Raw genomic sequence first — 17,445 nt, forward strand, 5'->3', positions numbered from 1 at the left:
GCCGAAATTCCGCCGTGGGTTCACGTTCGGCGCAGGGAGTCTCGGCGCTTTAATCCATCCAGTCGATGCCGAACCAGTCGGCGAGTGCCGTGCGACCGTCCGGTGTGACTTTGACCGCCCGCCCGCGCGGCATCCGCTTCACCCAGCCGGCGGCTACGAACCGATCGAGGACCGCACGGCCCAGTGCGCCGGACAAGTGGTGGCGCTGCTCGGTCCAGTCCACGCAGTACCGGATCAACGGCCTTTTGCCCGCCGGGATTTCGACTCCCAGCCCGGCGAGAAAGCTGCGTCCCGTGTCCGTCAGCTCATAGTGGACGTCACGGCCAGGGCTACTGAGCGCGTCTCGGTTGTCCCGGTCGGCGTCGAATCGGCCGTCGCCGCCGATCAGCACCTGCTGCCTCAGCAAGCTGGTCATCACCTCGACGCCGAGGCGTCCTGCCAGGTGGTCGTAACACGTTCGGGCCGAGCGCAATCGGGCCGCCTTGGTGCCCTCCCGCAGCGACCGGACCGGCCGAGGAGGCGCCAGCCGGACGAGGTGCTCCAGCAGCTCGCCAACATGCGGACCGGCCAGCCGGTAGTAGCGGTGCCGGCCGTGTGTCTCGACCCGCAGCAGACCCGCCTCGGTCAGCTTCGTCAGATGGCTACTGGCAGTGGACCTGCTGATTCCCGCCTCCTCAGCCAAAACGCTGGCGGGCAGCGCGCGCCCGTCGTCCAGCGCCAGCAGCACAGCGCAACGCGCGGAATCGGCGAATAGCGATGCCACCGCGGCGATGTCCGCGTCACCGACCGACGGCAGTTCGGCTGCGTCACGCATGGCACGTCTCCTTGCTGTCCGGCGCGGGGGCCGCCCGGCGGGTGACCCACCGCAGGACGACGACCGCCGCCGCCACTTCGACCACTCCGCCCGCCGCCAGGGCGGCGCACACCCCGCCGAGTGCCATCACCGTACCCAGCGCGGCAACACCGACCGTGATGCCGATCAGCCGGGCCAGGTTGACCACACCGGACGCGAGACCGGCGCGGGTGACCGGGATCGAGGCCATGGCCAACGCGACAGCCGGAGCGGTGTTCAACGCCAGCCCTGCACCCGTCAAGACGAAACCCACTTCCAGCACCCACAGCCGGCCGTTCGGTCCGGCGATCGCATACAGGAACATGCCCGCTGCCATCAGACCCAGACCGGCGACCATCGGCAGCCTCGGACCGGTCCGCTGCGCCACGACGTTGACCAGCGGGACCAGCGCCAGATATGTGAGCGGCATCGGCAGGAATTCGACAGCCGTCGCCAACGCGGTTTCGCCGCGTTGTTGTTGGAACGCAAAGCTATTGATCATCAGCATGCCGTAAGTGCCGAATGTCATCGCTACCGTCGCGGCCAACGCCGCGATCAGGGGGCGGCTGCGCAGCAAGTGCAAAGGGAGCATCGGATCGTCTCCCCGCTGCTGCGTCCAGACGAACGCCCCGCCGCACACCACGGCAAGCAGCGCCAGTGCGGCCGCCCATGCCGGCGCCATCGTCCGGCCCTCGACCAGCACGAGCGTCAGCGTCGCCAGACTCGAGATCGCGAACACCTGCCCCGGCAGGTCGATTCGGCCGGCATCGGGATCGCGCGATTCGGACAGATGGCGGTATGTCATCACCAAAGCCAGAACGCCGACGGGAGCGTTGAGCCAGAAGATGTACCGCCAACCCAGCGTGTCGGTGAGTACGCCGCCCAGCACCGGGCCCAACGCTGTACTGCTGGCTGCCGCCACCGCCCATGCTGCCGTCGCTCTGGCCCGGTCCGCCGCATCAGGGAAGGCGTGGGCCGCGATGGCCAAGCCTTGCGGCAGCATGAGTCCGGCCCCCAGGCCCTGCACCGCGCGGGCGGCAAGCAGCAACGGCAGGGAAGGCGTCAATGCGCAACCCAGCGACGCGGCAACGAAGACCAGCAGGCCCACGCGCAGCACGGCGCGCCTGCCGAAGCGATCACCGACCGATCCCGACGTCAACAGCACGGCCGCGAACGCCACGTTGTAGGCGTCGATCGTCCACTGCGCTCCGGAGATTCCTCCACCCAGGTCCGCGCGAATCGCAGGCAGTGCCAGGTTCACCGCATTCGCGTCGATCAGGCCGACGAACAGTCCGAGGTATGCCGCGATCAACGTCACGATCGAGCTGTACGTGATTCTGTTGGTGCCCATACCCGCACGGTATGGCCGGAACGATTCGACGCCGATCGAATCGTCCCGCGCGGAACTAGCGGTCGGGCAATGCCCGTTCGGCGATGACGGGCCGCGCCAGTGGTTGGCGCTCACGGCGTTTGGCGGCCATGTAGACCTGTGCGGTCTCGTCGGCGACGGTGCTCCAGGAGAAGTCGGACGTGAGCCGTTGCCGTGCGGCGTCTGCTCGGTGCTGCGCGGCAACCGGATCGTCGAGCACGCGGCGCACTGCCATCGCCAATCCCGCGACATCTCCTGGGACAAAAGACATTCCAGTGTGACCGTCGATCACTGCCTCACCGAGGCCGCCCACGTTCGACGTCACCAGCGGCGCGCCGGCGGCGGCTGCCTCGAGCGCGACGATGCCGAACGGTTCGTAGTGGCTGGGCAACACGACCGCGTCGGCGTCGTGCAGCTCTTGGAGCAATTGACTGTGGTCGAGATGTCCGAGGAATACCGTAGCCTTCTGCACTCGATGGCGTCGAGCCTGTTCGACGAGCCAATCCTGTTGTGTGCCTTCGCCTGCGATCCTCAGCGTGGTGCCCGGATGGGTCCGCCGGATCCGCGGCAAGGCGGCAATGAGATCGTGGACGCCTTTCTCGTATTCCAGCCGGCCGACGAACAGCAACCGCGCCGGTCCACTGCGCAGCTTCCTGTGCGCGAAAGGCCAAGTGCTGGAACCGATCCCATTTCGGATGACACTCACATCCGGCAGGTCGGGGCCGAACAGCGTGGTGATCTCCTCACGCATCGACGCCGAACACGTGATCAGCTCGTCGGACTGATGAGCCAGCCAGTACTCCAACGCGTGAACCTGACGACTGACCCGCCCGTTGAGCCATCCCGAATGCCGGCCGGCCTCTGTGGCGTGCAGGGTGGAGACCAATGGCACGTCGAGGAATTCGGAGAGGGCAACCGCGGGGTGCGCTACCAGCCAGTCGTGCGCGTGGACAACGTCCGGAGTGAAGCGCGACGCGAGCCCGGCCCGCACCATCGCGTGGCCCATCGCCAAAACCCAGGCCATCATGTCGGTGCCGAACGTGAAGTCGTGCGGGTCTTGCGCGGCGGCTATGACGCGCACGCCGTCATGGACTTCGTCGGTGGTGGGATGGGTGGCCGGGTCGGTGTCAAAAGGCCGGCGGCTCAACACCACAACCTCATGACCGGTCGCCGCCAAGGACGTCGCGAGGTGATGGACATGGCGGCCGAGGCCGCCGATCACCACCGGCGGGTACTCCCACGACAGCATCAAAACCTTCACTGGCGCACCTTCGTCGGCCGCGAGGGTGCGCTGTGGCACGCGCGCTGCGGCGTGTCGCGGAGCAGACACGCACGCTCGCGGGGCGGGGAAGTCACCGCGGGAGCCTGCGCGCGTCGAGCGCGCCGAACAGGCCGTCGGCGCGGTTCCAGCCGTCCGCGAGCCGCTGCGCCGCGTCGCGGCGCCCAGATGCCAACGCGCCGGCGATCTCTCGGGTTGCGTGGGCGTGAAGATGGGCGCGGTAGCGGGCGTAGTCAGCGGCCGAATCCTTGCTGACCATGAACGGCCAGTCGCTAGACACCGTCAACAGCGTTTCGCGGAGGATCTGGTCGGCGACGAAGTCGCGGGCGTGCGGTGCGTCGGTCTGCTCCAACGCCTTGTCGACGGTAGTCAGCGCGGTGTCGACCACTTCCGCGTTGAGCTGCACCAGATCGGCCACCTGTTCGCCCGCCCACACTTGCCAGTCCTTGCCGGAACCCCAAGAGCTGGGCGGCAATTCGACGGGGGAGCCGACGAACCCGGCGGTCGCGGCGTCGCGCAGCGTGCCGATCCGCACACCGGCCGCCGGCAGTGCCCGCAGCACCCGCTCGAGCCACATCGGACCCTCGTACCACCAGTGCCCGAACAACTCGGTGTCGAATGCGGCGATGACGTGCGCGGGGCGGCCGAGCCGTTCGCTCTCGGCGACGAGGCGGCGGCGGACGACGTCGACGAAATCGGCCACGTGCGCGTCGACCGCCCGCTCGGCCCGCGCGGGGTCATACGGCGCCTTCTGGTCGGCGGGCACATTGCGTCCGGTCACCCGAGCCGGCTTGAGCCCGGTGTGGTGGTCGTAGGTGTGGAAGTCGCGGTAGGCGGCGTGGCCCGGGTAACCCGATTTCGGCGACCACACCCGATAGCTCACCTGCAAGTCGCGACCGAACGCCACCACGTCAGTGGTGCCGACCGGCCGGCCCAGCGCGGTGTCGCCGTGCAACGACGGGCCGTCGACCATGAAATGGCCGACTCCTGCTGCGGCATAATCGAATTCCATACCCGGTGCATAGGCGCATTCAGGAGCCCAGATGCCTGCCGGGGTGTGTGCGAATCGCTGCTGGGCGTCGGCGAGGCCTTCTCGCAGCGCGAACTCGCGCAGTCGTGGATGCAGCAGCGGCTGGAACGGGTGCGCCAGCGGGCCGCCCAGCAACTCGATGGTGCCGCTGTCGATCAGCTGCCGCAGCAGCGGGCTGGCGCCGTGACGCCACAGGTTCGCGAAATCGTCGAGCGCCTCCTCGGTCTCGGCATACTCGCGGATTCCGAACTGACGCAACGACGGAATCGTCGTCGCCTCCAGCGCGCGAAGCTGCCAGTTCGCCAGCCAGTGGTGCATGCCGTCGAGACAGTACGGATCGTCGAGCTGGGCGGCCACCACCGGTGTGATGCCCAGAGTCAGTAGGCCAGTGCGGTTTTCAGCGGCCAGCCGCCGCAGCACCCGCATCAGCGGCAAGTACGCCGCAGACCAGGATTGGTACAACCACTCCTCGCCGACCGGCCAGCGGCCGTGGTGCGCCAGCCATGGCAGGTGGGTGTGCAGCACCAACGTGAACATGCCCGGAGCCGCTGCGGCGGCGACATTCGGGTGGGGAGCCACCTGGGCGGCGACGTCGGGGTGGGGTGAGTTGTCGGTCATGGCCGGACCGCGATCGCCACCAGATCCAGGCTGTCGTCGATATCACGATCGGACGTCAGCTCGAAGTCGTCGACGCTCACCGAAGCCACGTCGGCCAGCAACTCGGCGGGCCAGGGCGCGTCGGCCAGCGCGCGTCGCACCTGCGCGTCGATGATCGAGCCGCCGTGTTTGGCATCCAGCGCCGCCAGCCGCGCTCCGTGGAACACCCCGCTCATCGACTCGACCGTGAAGCCGCCGGCCTCGAGAAGCTCGGTCAGTTCGGCGGCGTTGAGTTCCCGGGTGTGGAACGGGTTGACCGGGGTGTCGCGGCCGGGAGAGAAAGTGATCCTGTTCGGCGTCGACATCATCAGCAGTCCGCCGGGGCGCAGCACGCGAAAGCATTCGGCGACGAATTGCGGCTGATCCCAGAGGTGTTCGATGACTTGGAAGTTGACCACCACGTCTACCGCGGCGTCCGGCAGCGGCAGTGCCGCCAAGTTGCCGTGGCGCACGTCGATTCGGGGATAGCGGGCGCGCACGTGGGCGACGGTGAGTTCGTCGTAGTCGAGCCCGATCACGCTTGCGGCCACGTCGGCGATCAGATCGGCGCCGTAGCCTTCTCCGCAGCCGGCTTCCAGCACGTCACGATCGCGGCAGTGCTCGACCAGCCGCCGGTAGACCACCTCGTGGCGGCGGAACCAGTAGTTCTCCTCGGCCACGCCGGGCACCGTGCGCTCGCCGGTCAGGGCCAAGGAGTCGTGTGCGCTCATCGCATCGCAGGCTAACGCTAATCAGGTTGTTCGGGAGAGGTAGCAGGCACGCGCAGTCAGGCGACCTGCGACGACCCGATATGGTGTACAGGCGAACCACGCAAAGTTACCCGCCAGTAACACGGCGTGCGGTCGAATCGGACATATCCGCACTATTGGGCGCGGCCGGTCCTACGCCGGCTTATTCGAGGAGGGCAAACCACACCCATGACGAACATCGTGGTCCTGATCAAACAGGTCCCTGACACCTGGTCGGAGCGCAAACTCAAAGACGACTTCACGCTCGACCGCGACGCCGCCGATCCGGTGCTGGACGAGATCAACGAGCGCGCTGTCGAAGAAGCGCTGCTGATCAAGGAGAAAGAGGCCGCCAACGGTACGGAGAGCACCGTGACCGTGCTGACCGCCGGCCCCGAGCGTGCGACCGAGGCCATCCGGAAGGCGCTGTCGATGGGCGCTGACAAGGCCGTGCACGTGCTCGACGACGGGATCAAGGGCTCCGACATGGTGCAGACCGGCTGGGTGCTGGCCAAGGCGCTCGGCACCATCGAGGGCACTGAGCTGGTGATCGCGGGCAACGAGGCGACCGACGGTGTCGGGGGCGCAGTACCGGCGATCATCGCCGAGTACCTGGGCCTGCCGCAGCTGACCCATGTGCGGAAGCTGACGGTGGAGAACGGCAAGGTCACCGCCGAGCGCGAAACCGACGACGGGGTGTTCACCCTCGAGGCGTCGCTGCCGGCCGTCGTGAGCGTCACCGAGAAGATCAACGAGCCGCGATACGCGTCGTTCAAGGGCATCATGGCCGCCAAGAAGAAGGAAGTCACCACGCTGACGCTGGCCGACATCGGCGTCGAGCCTGACGAAGTGGGTCTGGCCAACGCCGGCTCGAAGGTGCTGTCCTCGGCGCCCAAGCCGCCCAAGACCGCGGGCGAGAAGGTCGAAGACGACGGCGAGGGCGGCAACAAGATCGCCCAGTACTTGATTTCGCAGAAGATCATCTAGAAGCACCTAAGAGCATCTGAGAGAAGGCAGCGATCATTCATGGCTGAAGTACTTGTACTCATCGAGCACGCGGAGGGTGCCCTCAAGAAGGTGAGCTCCGAATTGCTCACCGCCGCAAGGAAATTGGGTGAGCCGTCGGCAGTTGTCGTCGGCGCGCCCGGTACCGCAGAGCCGTTGATCGGCGAGCTGAAAGCGGCTGGGGCACAGAAGATCTACGTCGCGGAGGCGGACTTCGTCGACAACTACCTGTTGGTGCCGCAGCTGGATGTGCTTGCCTCCCTTGTGGAGTCGGTTAGCCCGTCGGCCGTGCTGCTGGCCGCCAGCGCTGACGGCAAGGAGATTGCGGGCCGCCTGGCGGCGCGCATCGGCAGCGGTGTGTTGGTGGACGTCGTCGACGTGCAGCCCGGCAACAAGGGTGTGCACTCGATCTTCGGTGGCGCGTTCACCGTCGAAGCGCAGGTCGAAGGCGACGTCGCGGTGATGACCGTGCGGCCAGGCGCCATCGACGCCGAGCCGAGCGAGGGCGCGGGCGAGGTGGTCAACGTCGAGGTGCCGCAGCCGCCGGAGAACGCGACCAAGATCACCTCGCGCGAGCCGGCCGTGGCCGGCGACCGTCCGGAACTCACGGAAGCCAGCATTGTGGTCGCCGGTGGCCGCGGCGTCGGCAGCGCCGAGAACTTCCATGTGGTCGAGGAACTGGCCGACGCGCTCGGCGCGGCGGTGGGCGCATCGCGCGCCGCGGTGGACTCCGGCTACTACCCGGGCCAGTTCCAGGTGGGCCAGACCGGCAAGACCGTGTCGCCGCAGCTGTACATCGCGCTCGGCATCTCCGGGGCCATCCAGCACCGCGCCGGCATGCAGACGTCCAAGACGATCGTCGCGGTCAACAAGGACGAAGAGGCGCCGATCTTCGAGATCTCCGACTACGGCGTGGTGGGCGACCTGTTCAAGGTCGCGCCGCAGCTGACCGAGGCGGTCAAAGCCCGCAAGGGCTGATCCTCAAGCGGTTTCGGGGCGCTTTCCCACGCTCAGCGTTGGAAAGCGCCCCGAAATCGTCACTGGGTGTGCACGGACACGTCACCCCACGGCTGTCCGTGGGAGAGGCTGCTCAGCCACGGTGCAGCCATGACCGCTGCATCTGTCCTGCTGGCCACCGATTCCGACTCCTCGACAGCCGCCCCGCAATACACGCTGCTGCTGACCACCGACCCCCGCCTCGTCGAAGACGCGCAGCAGCTGCGCTACGAGGTGTTCGCCGACGAGCCGGGGTTTCGGCTGATCTCGAGCACTGACGCCGACCGCTTCGACGAGTACTGCGACCACCTCCTGGTGCGCGAGGACACTTCAGGCGAGCTCGTCGGCTGCTACCGCATGCTGCCGCCGGCCGGTGCCATCGCCGCCGGCGGCCTCTACACCGCGACCGAATTCGACGTCCGCGCCCTCGACCCGCTGCGTCCGTCGCTGGTGGAGATGGGCCGTGCCGTCGTTCGCGGCGACCACCGCAACGGCGGAGTCGTGCTGCTGATGTGGGCCGGCATCCTGGCGTACCTGGACCGCTGCGGCTACAACTACGTGACCGGCTGCGTCTCGGTGCCACTGGCGCATGCCCGTGGCGTCCGCGACGCCGTCCTGCAGCGGTATGGGTGCGACTATCGCGTGCGGCCGTATCGGCCGCTGCCGTTAAACCCGCTTTCAGTGCCACCGCAGGCGCAGGTGCCGCCCCTGATGCGCGGCTACCTGCGGCTCGGCGCGAGGATCTGCGGCGAGCCGGCCTACGACCCGGACTTCGGGGTCGCGGACTTCATGGCGCTGCTGGACAAACGCCAGGCCGACACCCGCTATCTTAAACGGCTGCGATCGGTCGCTGCGGCCACCGCCATGGCGGCCCGATGACGCACGGCTGGCTGCCGCGCGCCACGTGCGACGAGCGTTGCGTACAGCAGCAGAGCAGCCGCACACTGCGAGCGTGGCGTGCGACGTACCGGTGCGTGTTCGTGTCGCTGCTGCTGCCACTGGTTCCCGTGCTGTTGATCTGGTCCGCGCCTGTGCGCTTGTATCTGCGAACCGTGCTGCGCTGCATGGGTGTGCATGTCACCACCACGGGCGGACCGATCCGCAATGTCGCCGGCGTGCTGGTGGTCAGCCCCCACGTGTCGTGGCTGGACGTGTTGGTGATTTCGGCGCTGATGCCGGGTCACTTCGTCGCGAAAGCCGAACTCACTCGCTGGCCGGCACTGCGCGCCCTCGCGAGTGTGATGAACGTCATCCCGATCGACCGTGCGCAGCTGCGCGGACTGCCCGCCGTCGTGGGCACTGTGGCGGCCCGGCTGCGGTCGGGCCGGACAGTGGTCGCGTTCCCGGAGGGCACCACCTGGTGCGGGCTGGCCAACGGGCGCTTTCGGCCGGCGATGTTCCAGGCCGCAATCGACGCGGGCCGGCCCGTGCAGCCGCTGCGACTGCGCTACCACCACCGTGACGGCCGCCCGTCGACGATCCCCGCGTTCGTCGGCGACGACACCCTCGGCCGGTCCTTGCGCCGCGTGCTGTCGGCTCCGAGGACCGTCGCACACGTGTATGTCGGTGCGCTGCAATTGCCGCGCGACGACCGCCGTGACCTTGCCCGGCGTTGCCAACGCGCGGTGCGCCGCACGCAAACCTCGCGCCACGGGCACGCACTGGCGGCCTGAGCGGCCCAGTCGGGGAATTGCCGACGACGGCTAAGCTGGACGGGCCATGAGGTCTGCCCCCGTGTACCTGGACCACGCCGCCACCACCCCGATGCATCCCGATGCCGTCGAGGCGATGACGGCTGTGATGGCGACCGTCGGCAACGCTTCGTCGCTGCACTCCGCAGGTCGTGCCGCCCGCCGCACGGTGGAGGAGTCGCGGGAGCTGCTCGCCGACAAGCTCGGTGCCCGACCATCGGAGGTCGTCTTCACAGCGGGCGGCACCGAAAGCGACAACCTCGGCGTCAAGGGAATCTATTGGGCGCGACGCGACGCTGATCCGCGCCGCCGCCGGATCGTCGTCAGCGCCGTCGAGCACCATGCCGTCCTCGACGCGGTCGAGTGGCTGGCCGAGCACGAGGGCGCGCAGGTGACGTGGTTGCCTACAGAGTCCGACGGTTCGGTGTCGCCGTCGGCGTTGCGCGAGACATTGCAGTCGCACGACGACGTCGCACTGGTCTCGGTGATGTGGGCCAACAACGAGGTCGGCACGATCATGCCGATCCACGAATTAGCTTCGATTGCAGCTGAATTCGAGGTGCCGATGCACAGCGACGCGGTTCAGGCGATCGGCCAGCTGCCGGTCTCGTTCACCGCGAGCGGGTTGTCGGCAATGAGCATCGCCGCGCACAAGTTCGGCGGCCCCACCGGGGTCGGCGCGTTGGTCCTGCGCCGCGACATCCCGTGCGTGCCGCTGCTGCACGGCGGCGGCCAGGAACGCGACGTGCGTTCGGGCACACCCGATGTCGCGGGCACGGTCGGAATGGCCGTTGCGGCCAGGCTTGCGGTCGACGGCTTGCGGGCTCACTGCGAGAAGCTCACGGGGCTGCGTGACCGCCTCATCGACGGGGTGCTGACGGCGATCGACGACGTGCGGCTCAACGGCTCTCGGCAGTACCGGCTGCCGGGCAACGCGCACTTCACGTTCACCGGATGCGAAGGCGATGCTCTGCTGATGTTGTTGGACGCCAACGGGATCGAGTGTTCCACCGGGTCGGCCTGCACCGCAGGTGTCCCGCAGCCGTCCCATGTCCTGTTGGCGATGGGCGCCGACACCGCATCGGCGCGAGGCTCGATCCGGATCTCGCTGGGGCGTACCAGCGTTGTCGACGACGTCGACGCGGTGCTCGACGTCTTGCCCGGCGCGGTGGCGCGGGCCCGGCAGGCGGCATTGGCCAGCGCGGGGGCGAAATGAGAGTGCTCGCCGCAATGAGCGGTGGTGTGGATTCGTCGGTGGCCGCCGCGCGGATGGTGGACGCAGGCCACGACGTGGTCGGAGTGCATCTCGCGTTGTCGTCGGCGCCGGGAACTCTGCGCACTGGCTCGCGAGGCTGCTGCTCGAAAGAAGATGCCGGCGATGCGCGCCGTGTCGCCGACAAGCTCGGAATTCCTTTCTACGTCTGGGACTTCGCGGATCGCTTCAAGCAGGACGTGATCGACGACTTCGTGTCGGCGTACGCGCGAGGTGAGACGCCCAACCCGTGTGTGCGCTGCAACGAGAAGATCAAGTTCTCCGCGCTGGCCGCACGAGCGTTGGCGCTGGGGTTCGACGCGGTGGCCACGGGCCACTATGCGCGGCTGTCGGCAGGGCGGTTGCGGCGGGCCGTCGACGCGGACAAGGACCAGTCGTATGTGCTGGCCGTGCTCACCGCAGAACAGTTGCGCCATGCGCTGTTTCCGGTCGGTGACACCCCGAAGCCGCAGATACGCGCCGAAGCCGCCGCGAGGGGGCTCGCGGTCGCCGACAAGCCGGACAGCCACGACATCTGCTTCATCCCGTCAGGTGACACGCGTGCATTCCTCGGGTCGCGTATCGGCCTGCGCCGCGGCGCGGTCGTCGACCGGGCCGGGACGGTGCTCGCCCACCATCAGGGCGTACACGGGTTCACCATCGGCCAGCGCAAGGGCTTGGGCATCGCCGGACCGGGGCCCGACGGCAGGCCGCGCTACGTGACTGCGATCGACGCCCGCACCGCGACGGTCACAGTCGGCGAGGCCGCCGACCTGGACGTCTGGCACGTGCGTGGCGAGCGGCCGGTGTTCACCTCGGGTGCGGCTCCGGCGGGGCCGGTCGAGTGCCAGGTGCAGGTGCGCGCCCACGGCGGCGTGGTCGACGCGGTGGCCGAGCTGGTGGGCGATGAGCTCGAGGCGCGGTTGCGCACGCCGCTGCGGGGGGTGGCGCCGGGTCAGACCATGGTGCTCTACCGTCGCGACCCGGACGGCGACGAAGTCATCGGCAGCGCGACGATCACCTAGTGCCCACCCGCGCCGCGATGCGTGCGGCGACCAAGTTGGGCACCACGTGGCTATAGCCGCAGTAGGTGACTTCGATGAGCACCGTGGACTCGAGCCGGTAGATGCGCCCGCAGTCACCGAGGCTTTCGGCTTGCAACGTGTGGTCGTCGGTGGTCCATTCGTCGACGAAGGCGTACCCGGACGGGGTGTCGCCGCATGCCTGCACCTGACCGGTGAGGTTGTCGAATGCGCGCCGGGCGGCGGCGGCATCGGCGTACGCGGCGGCCGCCTCGGACAGCAGTGCCGACCTGGGCGGCGTCTGAAAGCTTGTCTTGTGGAACTGCTTGACGTCCGGTCCGAAGACCTGGCTTTCGAGAAACACGAAATGGCAAGGCGCCGGCGCGGATTGGACGAGCTGTTCGTCGTCGACGGTGTATCGGGAATCCATACCTGGGATGCCGTTGAGGTCAGTGCCGGCGCCGGTGATGTCGCGCAGCTCGGATGTGGTGAGCAGGAGGTCGTCGACGTCCATGCCGTCGAGATAAGGACCTTCGGTCGGCGGCATGGATGCGATACCGCCGACCATGTTGGTGCAGCCGCTGGCGAGCGTCACCGCGGCCAGGCAGCAAAGCAGCGTGCGGCTGCGTCGGGCCATGATGCGGTCAGACTATCCCGGCGCCATCCAATAGTGTTGGCCAATGAGCGTTTTCGCCGCCGCCACGGGTGTGGGCTCCTGGCCGGGCACGTCCGCGCGGCAGACCGCCGAAGTGGTGGTCGGCGAGCTACATTCGTTGCCGCATCTGGTGGAGTTACCGGCGCGCGGTGTCGGCGCGGACATGATCGGACGGGCTGGCGCGCTGCTGGTCGACATCGCAATCGACACCACACCCCGCGGATACCGGGTGGCGGCCCGGCCCGGTGCCGTCAGCCGGCGTGCGCGCAGCTTGCTGAACGAGGACATCGACGCGCTCGAAGAAGCGTGGGAACGGGCCGGTCTGCGCGGCGGCGACCGCGCGCTCAAGGTGCAGGCGCCCGGGCCGCTGACGCTGGCCGCACAGTTGGAACTGCCCGGCGGACACCGGGTGATCACGGACCGCGGTGCGCTGCGGGACGTGACGGCGTCGCTGGCGGAGGGCCTTGCGGCGCATCGCAGGGAGGTGGGCAGACGTCTCGACTGCCCGGTGGTCGTGCAACTCGACGAGCCGTCGCTGCCGGCGGCGGTGGCCGGCACGCTGGCCGGAGTCACCGCGTTGACGCCGGTTGCGCCGGTGGAGCAGACGGAGGCGGTGGATCTGCTCGACGCGTGTGCCGCCGCGGCCGGCGATGACGTCGCGGTGCACTGCTGTGCCGCCGAGCTACCGTGGGAAGTGTTGCAGCGCAGCAGGATTGCGGCGCTGAGTATCGACTGGTCCCGCTTGGATCAGGACCACGTCGACGGCCTCGCCGAATTCCTCGACAGCGGACGCACAGTGCTGCTGGGCCTGGTGCCGTCGGTCACCCCGCAGCGCAGGCCCTCGGCTGAGCAACTGGCCGAAGCAGCGGCGAGGATCACCGACCGGCTGGGATTTGCGCGGCAGATCCTCGCGCGGCGCGTCGGCGTGACGCCGTCGTGCGGCCTGGCCGGCGCGGACATCGAATGGGCCCGCACCGCAACGGAATTGACGCAGAAAGTCGCTGACGTGCTTGCCGAAGACCCGGAGGCGATCTAGCGGCTGTCGAGTTCCTTGACCAGCTTGCGCGGCGCCACCAGCCGGTAGGACGCGTCGACGAGTTCGCGCACTTCGCCCCAGTCGACCCTGCCGGCCGAGAAATCCATCCCCAGCCACCCGTGCGGACCCATGTACGCCGGGTAGAAGAAGCGGCTGTCCTGCTCGAGGGCGGCCCGGTCCACCTCGTCGACCTTGACCAGCATCGAATACGGAAATGCGACCATGCCGTCGGGTCCTTTCGCGTTGCCGCCGTAGATCACGAAGATCTTCGGAACGCAGAACACCGGCCGGCCCCACGAGACCTTCTCGAACGCGCCCGGAAAGCTCAGCGCGATGCCGCGCAGTTCGCGCAGGCCGAAGTCGTCGTCGCGGAACATGACCGGATGCGGCACGGCTACAGCGTATCGGCGCCCGGGTGGGTTGTCGGAGTGCTCCGATAGCCTGCGAGAGTGGCGCAAGAGGCAACACCGGAGGTCGATCCAGTCGACCCCGACGTGCGGCGGCGGTGGCAGGACCTGGCCGACCAAGTCCGTGAACACCAATTCCGGTACTACGTCAAGGATGCGCCGATCATTTCGGACGCGGAGTTCGACAGGCTGTTCAACGAGCTCGTCGCCCTCGAGGAGCGCTACCCGGAGCTTCGGGTTCCCGACTCACCCACCCAGCTCGTCGGGGGAGCGGGCTTCGCCACCGACTTCACCGAGGCGCAGCACCTCGAGCGGATGCTGTCTTTGGACGACGTCTTCAACACCGACGAACTCATCGCGTGGGCCAACCGGGTGGAAACCGAGATCGGCCGCGACCCCTATTACCTGTGCGAACTGAAAGTCGACGGTGTCGCGCTGGCGCTGGTGTATCGCGACGGCAGACTCGAACGAGCGGCCACCCGCGGCGACGGCCGCGTCGGCGAGGACGTCACTCTCAACGCCAGAACCATCGACGATGTGCCTGAAAGACTCAGTAGCTCAAGCGAATTCCCGATGCCACGGGTGCTGGAGGTCCGCGGCGAAGTCTTCTTCCGGATCGCGGACTTCGAGAACCTCAACGCCGCACTCGTCGAGGAGGGCAAGGCGCCGTTCGCCAACCCGCGCAACAGTGCGGCCGGCTCCCTGCGGCAGAAGAACCCGGCGGTCACCGCCAAACGCAAACTGCGCATGGTCTGCCACGGACTCGGCTACACCGAAGGTTTCAGTCCGCAGAGTCTGCATGACGCCTACACCGCGCTGAAAGCCTGGGGGCTGCCGGTCTCCGCGCACACCAGCCGCGTGCGCGGACTGGACGCCGTTCAGGAGCGGATCGCCTACTGGGGTGAACACCGCCACACCGTCGAGCACGAAATCGACGGTGTGGTCGTCAAAGTCGACGACGTCGCGCTGCAACGCAGGCTCGGCGCCACCTCCCGCGCGCCGCGGTGGGCGGTGGCCTACAAGTACCCGCCCGAGGAGGCGCAGACCAAACTGCTCGACATCCGGGTCAACGTGGGACGCACCGGCCGGGTCACGCCGTTCGCGTACATGACCCCGGTGCGCATCGCCGGTTCCACCGTCGGGCTGGCCACGCTGCACAACGCGTCGGAGGTCAAGCGCAAGGGCGTGCTGATCGGCGACACCGTGATGATCCGCAAGGCGGGCGACGTGATCCCCGAGGTGCTGGGCCCCGTCGTCGACCTGCGTGACGGCAGTGAACGCGAGTTCGTCATGCCCACCCATTGCCCCGAATGTGGCACTGCGCTGGCGCCGGCCAAGGAAGGCGACGCGGACATTCGCTGTCCCAATGCGCGATCATGCCCAGCTCAATTGCGGGAGCGGGTTTTTCACGTCGCGAGCCGTGGCGCGCTCGACATCGAGGGCCTCGGCTACGAGGCGGCGATCGCGCTGCTCAAGGCCGGCGTGATCACCGACGAGGGTGACCTGTTCACGCTCACCGAAGACGACCTGCTGCGCACGGACCTGTTCCGGACCAAAGACGGCCGGTTGTCGGCTAACGGCGCCCGGCTGCTGGAAAACCTTCAGCAGGCCAAGGACCGTCCGCTGTGGCGGGTGCTGGTGGCGTTGTCGATCCGGCACGTCGGCCCCACGGCCGCGCGCGCACTGGCCGTCGCGTTCGGCAGTCTCGACGCGATCATGGCCGCGTCCGAAGAGCAGCTGTCGGAGGTCGAAGGCGTCGGCCCCACGATCGCGGCGGCGCTGACGGAATGGTTCACCGTCGACTGGCACCGAGAGATCGTCGAGAAGTGGCGCGCGGCAGGCGTGCGGATGGCCGACGAGCGCGAAGCGGGGGTGGAGCCGACGCTGCAGGGCCTGACCATCGTGGTGACGGGCTCGCTGACCGGGTTTTCGCGCGACGAGGCCAAAGAGGCGATCATCGCCCGCGGCGGAAAGGCCTCCGGATCGGTGTCGAAGAAGACCGATTTCGTGGTGGCCGGCGATTCACCTGGCTCCAAGTACGACAAGGCCGTCGAGCTGGGTGTGCCGATCCTCGACGAGGAGGGCTTCCGTGAGCTGCTGCGGCACGGACCACCGTCGGCCTAGCCGGCGAAGGCCGTCGGCCAAGTTGGTGAGCGCGGGCGCTCAGGTGCCCCATAGAATCATCCGCGTCGCATGTTTCGCTGGTGGCGAGGGTGTGGAGCGGCGCGGCTGCGCGGGCTCGGCGCGCATTGCCGAATGAGGAGGTTGACCTGAGCGGTCCCGTTCCACCGTCGCAGCCACACGAAAGCTACGGAGGGCCCAATCCGGTCGGGCCCCCGACGCCGTCCGACCAGGCCGCCGAACCCGTTCCGCAGTGGCGGCCGCCGCCTCAGCTCGTGCCAGGGCCGCCGGGGCAGGGGGCTCCCGGACAGTTCGGCGCACCGACGCCGGGGTGGCCCGCTGCGCCGGCTCAGCCGCCGATGCAACCGCAGTACCAGCCACCGCGGTCGCCGAAGAAGCCACTGATCATCGCGCTGGTGGTGGTCGTCGTGATCGCTGCCGTCGTCGGGGCGGTGATCTTTGCGCTGCGGTCCTCGCCGGAATCGCCAGAGGCCGCCGGCTCCGCCGCCGACGTGGTGACCGGCTACCTGCAGGCACTGGCGCGCGGCGACGCGGACAAGGCGCTGTCCTACGGCGCCGATCAGCCGGGCTCCAAGCAGTTCCTCACCGACGACATCCTCAAGAAGCAGCTCCAAAAGGCGCCGATCACCAACATCAGAATCCTCAGCGACTCGACGCAGGGCAGCGACACCCCGATCGGCATGGTGCACGTGGCCGCGACTTTCGGCGACACCGTCTCCGACGAGACGTTGTGGCTGGACCGCAAGGACGGAAGGTGGAAGCTGCGGCAAGTGGCCGTGAAGATCGACCTCAACCAGCCGCTTGTGTCGCTCGACCGCGCCGCATTGAAGACGCTCACGATTTTCGGCCAGCCGGTGACCAAATCCGGCGTGGCGTACGTGTTCCCCGGCTGGGTGGATTTCGGCACCACCAATCCCAACATCATCGTCAGCGGGCCGCCGCTTCTGCTGAACTCGATGACCGGCATCCTCGACACCGTCCTGACGAACTTCAAGTTCGACATCAGCGACGCCGGCCGCACCGCGACACTGCAAGCCGTCAAGAACGCTCTGGCATCGTGTGCGAAATCGAAATCCCTTGAGCCGCAAGGTTGTCCGCAAGAGGTCTTCGATCCGCGATTGGCCGACGGCACCGCACAGTGGAGCGAACCCGACAGCAGCCCGATCTCGGTGGGCTACTTCGACGCCGAGGAGATGACAGTCAGCTTCTCTGGCGACGTGCAGTTCGGCTTGACCGCGCAAACCCGATCGGGCGAGACAGTGACGACCACGGTCGATGCCGCTGTCTACGGCGACGCTGACCTCAGCCAGAACCCCCCCACTGTGAAGATGAGAACGCACTGAG

Annotated in this window: 16 protein-coding genes; 9 read left to right on the forward strand and 7 right to left on the reverse strand. The window is 68.1% G+C overall.

The window, feature by feature from the left end; translation table 11 throughout:
• Positions 1-49: 49 nt before the first annotated feature.
• From AC5Y4C_RS04915 to AC5Y4C_RS04935, 5 genes are all read right to left on the reverse strand, one after another.
• Positions 50-814, reverse strand: coding sequence for an ArsR/SmtB family transcription factor (locus AC5Y4C_RS04915; protein ID WP_499907970.1), 765 nt, complete (start codon positions 812-814; stop codon positions 50-52).
• Positions 807-2,183, reverse strand: coding sequence for an MFS transporter (locus tag AC5Y4C_RS04920; protein WP_499963234.1), 1,377 nt, complete (start codon positions 2,181-2,183; stop codon positions 807-809). The genes AC5Y4C_RS04915 and AC5Y4C_RS04920 overlap by 8 nt, the downstream gene beginning before the upstream one ends.
• A 55-nt stretch (positions 2,184-2,238) precedes the next feature.
• A complete protein-coding gene (locus AC5Y4C_RS04925; RefSeq protein WP_499963232.1) occupies positions 2,239-3,462 on the reverse strand; it encodes a glycosyltransferase family 4 protein in 1,224 nt (407 codons plus the stop codon).
• 91 nt (positions 3,463-3,553) lie between these two features.
• Positions 3,554-5,047 carry a 1,4-alpha-glucan branching protein domain-containing protein gene (locus AC5Y4C_RS04930; protein WP_499963257.1) on the reverse strand — a complete coding sequence of 498 codons (1,494 nt, stop codon included), beginning with the start codon at positions 5,045-5,047 and terminating at the stop codon, positions 3,554-3,556.
• Between the two features lie 77 nt (positions 5,048-5,124).
• Positions 5,125-5,877 (reverse strand): class I SAM-dependent methyltransferase, encoded by a 753-nt coding sequence (locus tag AC5Y4C_RS04935; protein WP_499963230.1) that lies wholly within the window; start codon positions 5,875-5,877, stop codon positions 5,125-5,127.
• A 207-nt stretch (positions 5,878-6,084) separates the two neighbouring features.
• On the opposite strand from AC5Y4C_RS04935, the gene AC5Y4C_RS04940 reads away from it, so the two are divergent.
• From AC5Y4C_RS04940 to mnmA, 6 genes are all read left to right on the forward strand, one after another.
• Entirely contained in the window at positions 6,085-6,882 is a 798-nt protein-coding gene (locus AC5Y4C_RS04940; RefSeq protein WP_499907974.1) for an electron transfer flavoprotein subunit beta/FixA family protein, read from the forward strand.
• Between the two features lie 39 nt (positions 6,883-6,921).
• On the forward strand, positions 6,922-7,878 hold the full coding sequence (locus AC5Y4C_RS04945) for an electron transfer flavoprotein subunit alpha/FixB family protein (protein ID WP_499907975.1): 957 nt from the start codon (positions 6,922-6,924) through the stop codon (positions 7,876-7,878).
• Between the two features lie 129 nt (positions 7,879-8,007).
• A complete protein-coding gene (locus AC5Y4C_RS04950) occupies positions 8,008-8,775 on the forward strand; it encodes a GNAT family N-acetyltransferase (protein ID WP_499963228.1) in 768 nt (255 codons plus the stop codon).
• Positions 8,772-9,569, forward strand: coding sequence for a lysophospholipid acyltransferase family protein (locus tag AC5Y4C_RS04955; RefSeq protein WP_499963226.1), 798 nt, complete (start codon positions 8,772-8,774; stop codon positions 9,567-9,569). The genes AC5Y4C_RS04950 and AC5Y4C_RS04955 overlap by 4 nt, the downstream gene beginning before the upstream one ends.
• Before the next feature lie 46 nt (positions 9,570-9,615).
• Positions 9,616-10,803, forward strand: a complete 1,188-nt coding sequence (locus AC5Y4C_RS04960) for a cysteine desulfurase family protein (RefSeq protein WP_499963224.1) — start codon at positions 9,616-9,618, stop codon at positions 10,801-10,803.
• Positions 10,800-11,864, forward strand: coding sequence for a tRNA 2-thiouridine(34) synthase MnmA (gene mnmA / locus AC5Y4C_RS04965; protein WP_499963222.1), 1,065 nt, complete (start codon positions 10,800-10,802; stop codon positions 11,862-11,864). Before AC5Y4C_RS04960 ends, mnmA begins: the two co-directional genes overlap by 4 nt.
• Here the strand turns inward: mnmA and AC5Y4C_RS04970 are convergent.
• On the reverse strand, positions 11,857-12,498 hold the full coding sequence (locus AC5Y4C_RS04970) for a sensor domain-containing protein (protein WP_499963220.1): 642 nt from the start codon (positions 12,496-12,498) through the stop codon (positions 11,857-11,859). The genes mnmA and AC5Y4C_RS04970 overlap by 8 nt on opposite strands.
• Before the next feature lie 43 nt (positions 12,499-12,541).
• On the opposite strand from AC5Y4C_RS04970, the gene AC5Y4C_RS04975 reads away from it, so the two are divergent.
• On the forward strand, positions 12,542-13,552 hold the full coding sequence (locus AC5Y4C_RS04975; RefSeq protein ID WP_499963219.1) for a methionine synthase: 1,011 nt from the start codon (positions 12,542-12,544) through the stop codon (positions 13,550-13,552).
• Here AC5Y4C_RS04975 and AC5Y4C_RS04980 read toward each other — a convergent pair.
• Complete coding sequence (locus AC5Y4C_RS04980; protein ID WP_499907982.1) at positions 13,549-13,944, reverse strand: MmcQ/YjbR family DNA-binding protein; 396 nt, start codon at positions 13,942-13,944, stop codon at positions 13,549-13,551. The two genes, AC5Y4C_RS04975 and AC5Y4C_RS04980, sit on opposite strands and share 4 nt — an antisense overlap.
• A 57-nt stretch (positions 13,945-14,001) precedes the next feature.
• Between AC5Y4C_RS04980 and ligA the strand changes: the two genes are divergently transcribed.
• Complete coding sequence (ligA, locus tag AC5Y4C_RS04985) at positions 14,002-16,083, forward strand: NAD-dependent DNA ligase LigA (RefSeq protein WP_499963218.1); 2,082 nt, start codon at positions 14,002-14,004, stop codon at positions 16,081-16,083.
• Positions 16,084-16,163: 80 nt separating this feature from the next.
• The gene (locus AC5Y4C_RS04990) at positions 16,164-17,444 is read left to right on the forward strand and encodes an Rv0361 family membrane protein (RefSeq protein WP_499914149.1); all 1,281 of its coding nucleotides are present in this window, start codon (positions 16,164-16,166) and stop codon (positions 17,442-17,444) included.
• Position 17,445 lies beyond the last annotated feature (1 nt).

It is taken from the genome of Mycobacterium sp. NGS35 (genome assembly GCF_059812855.1).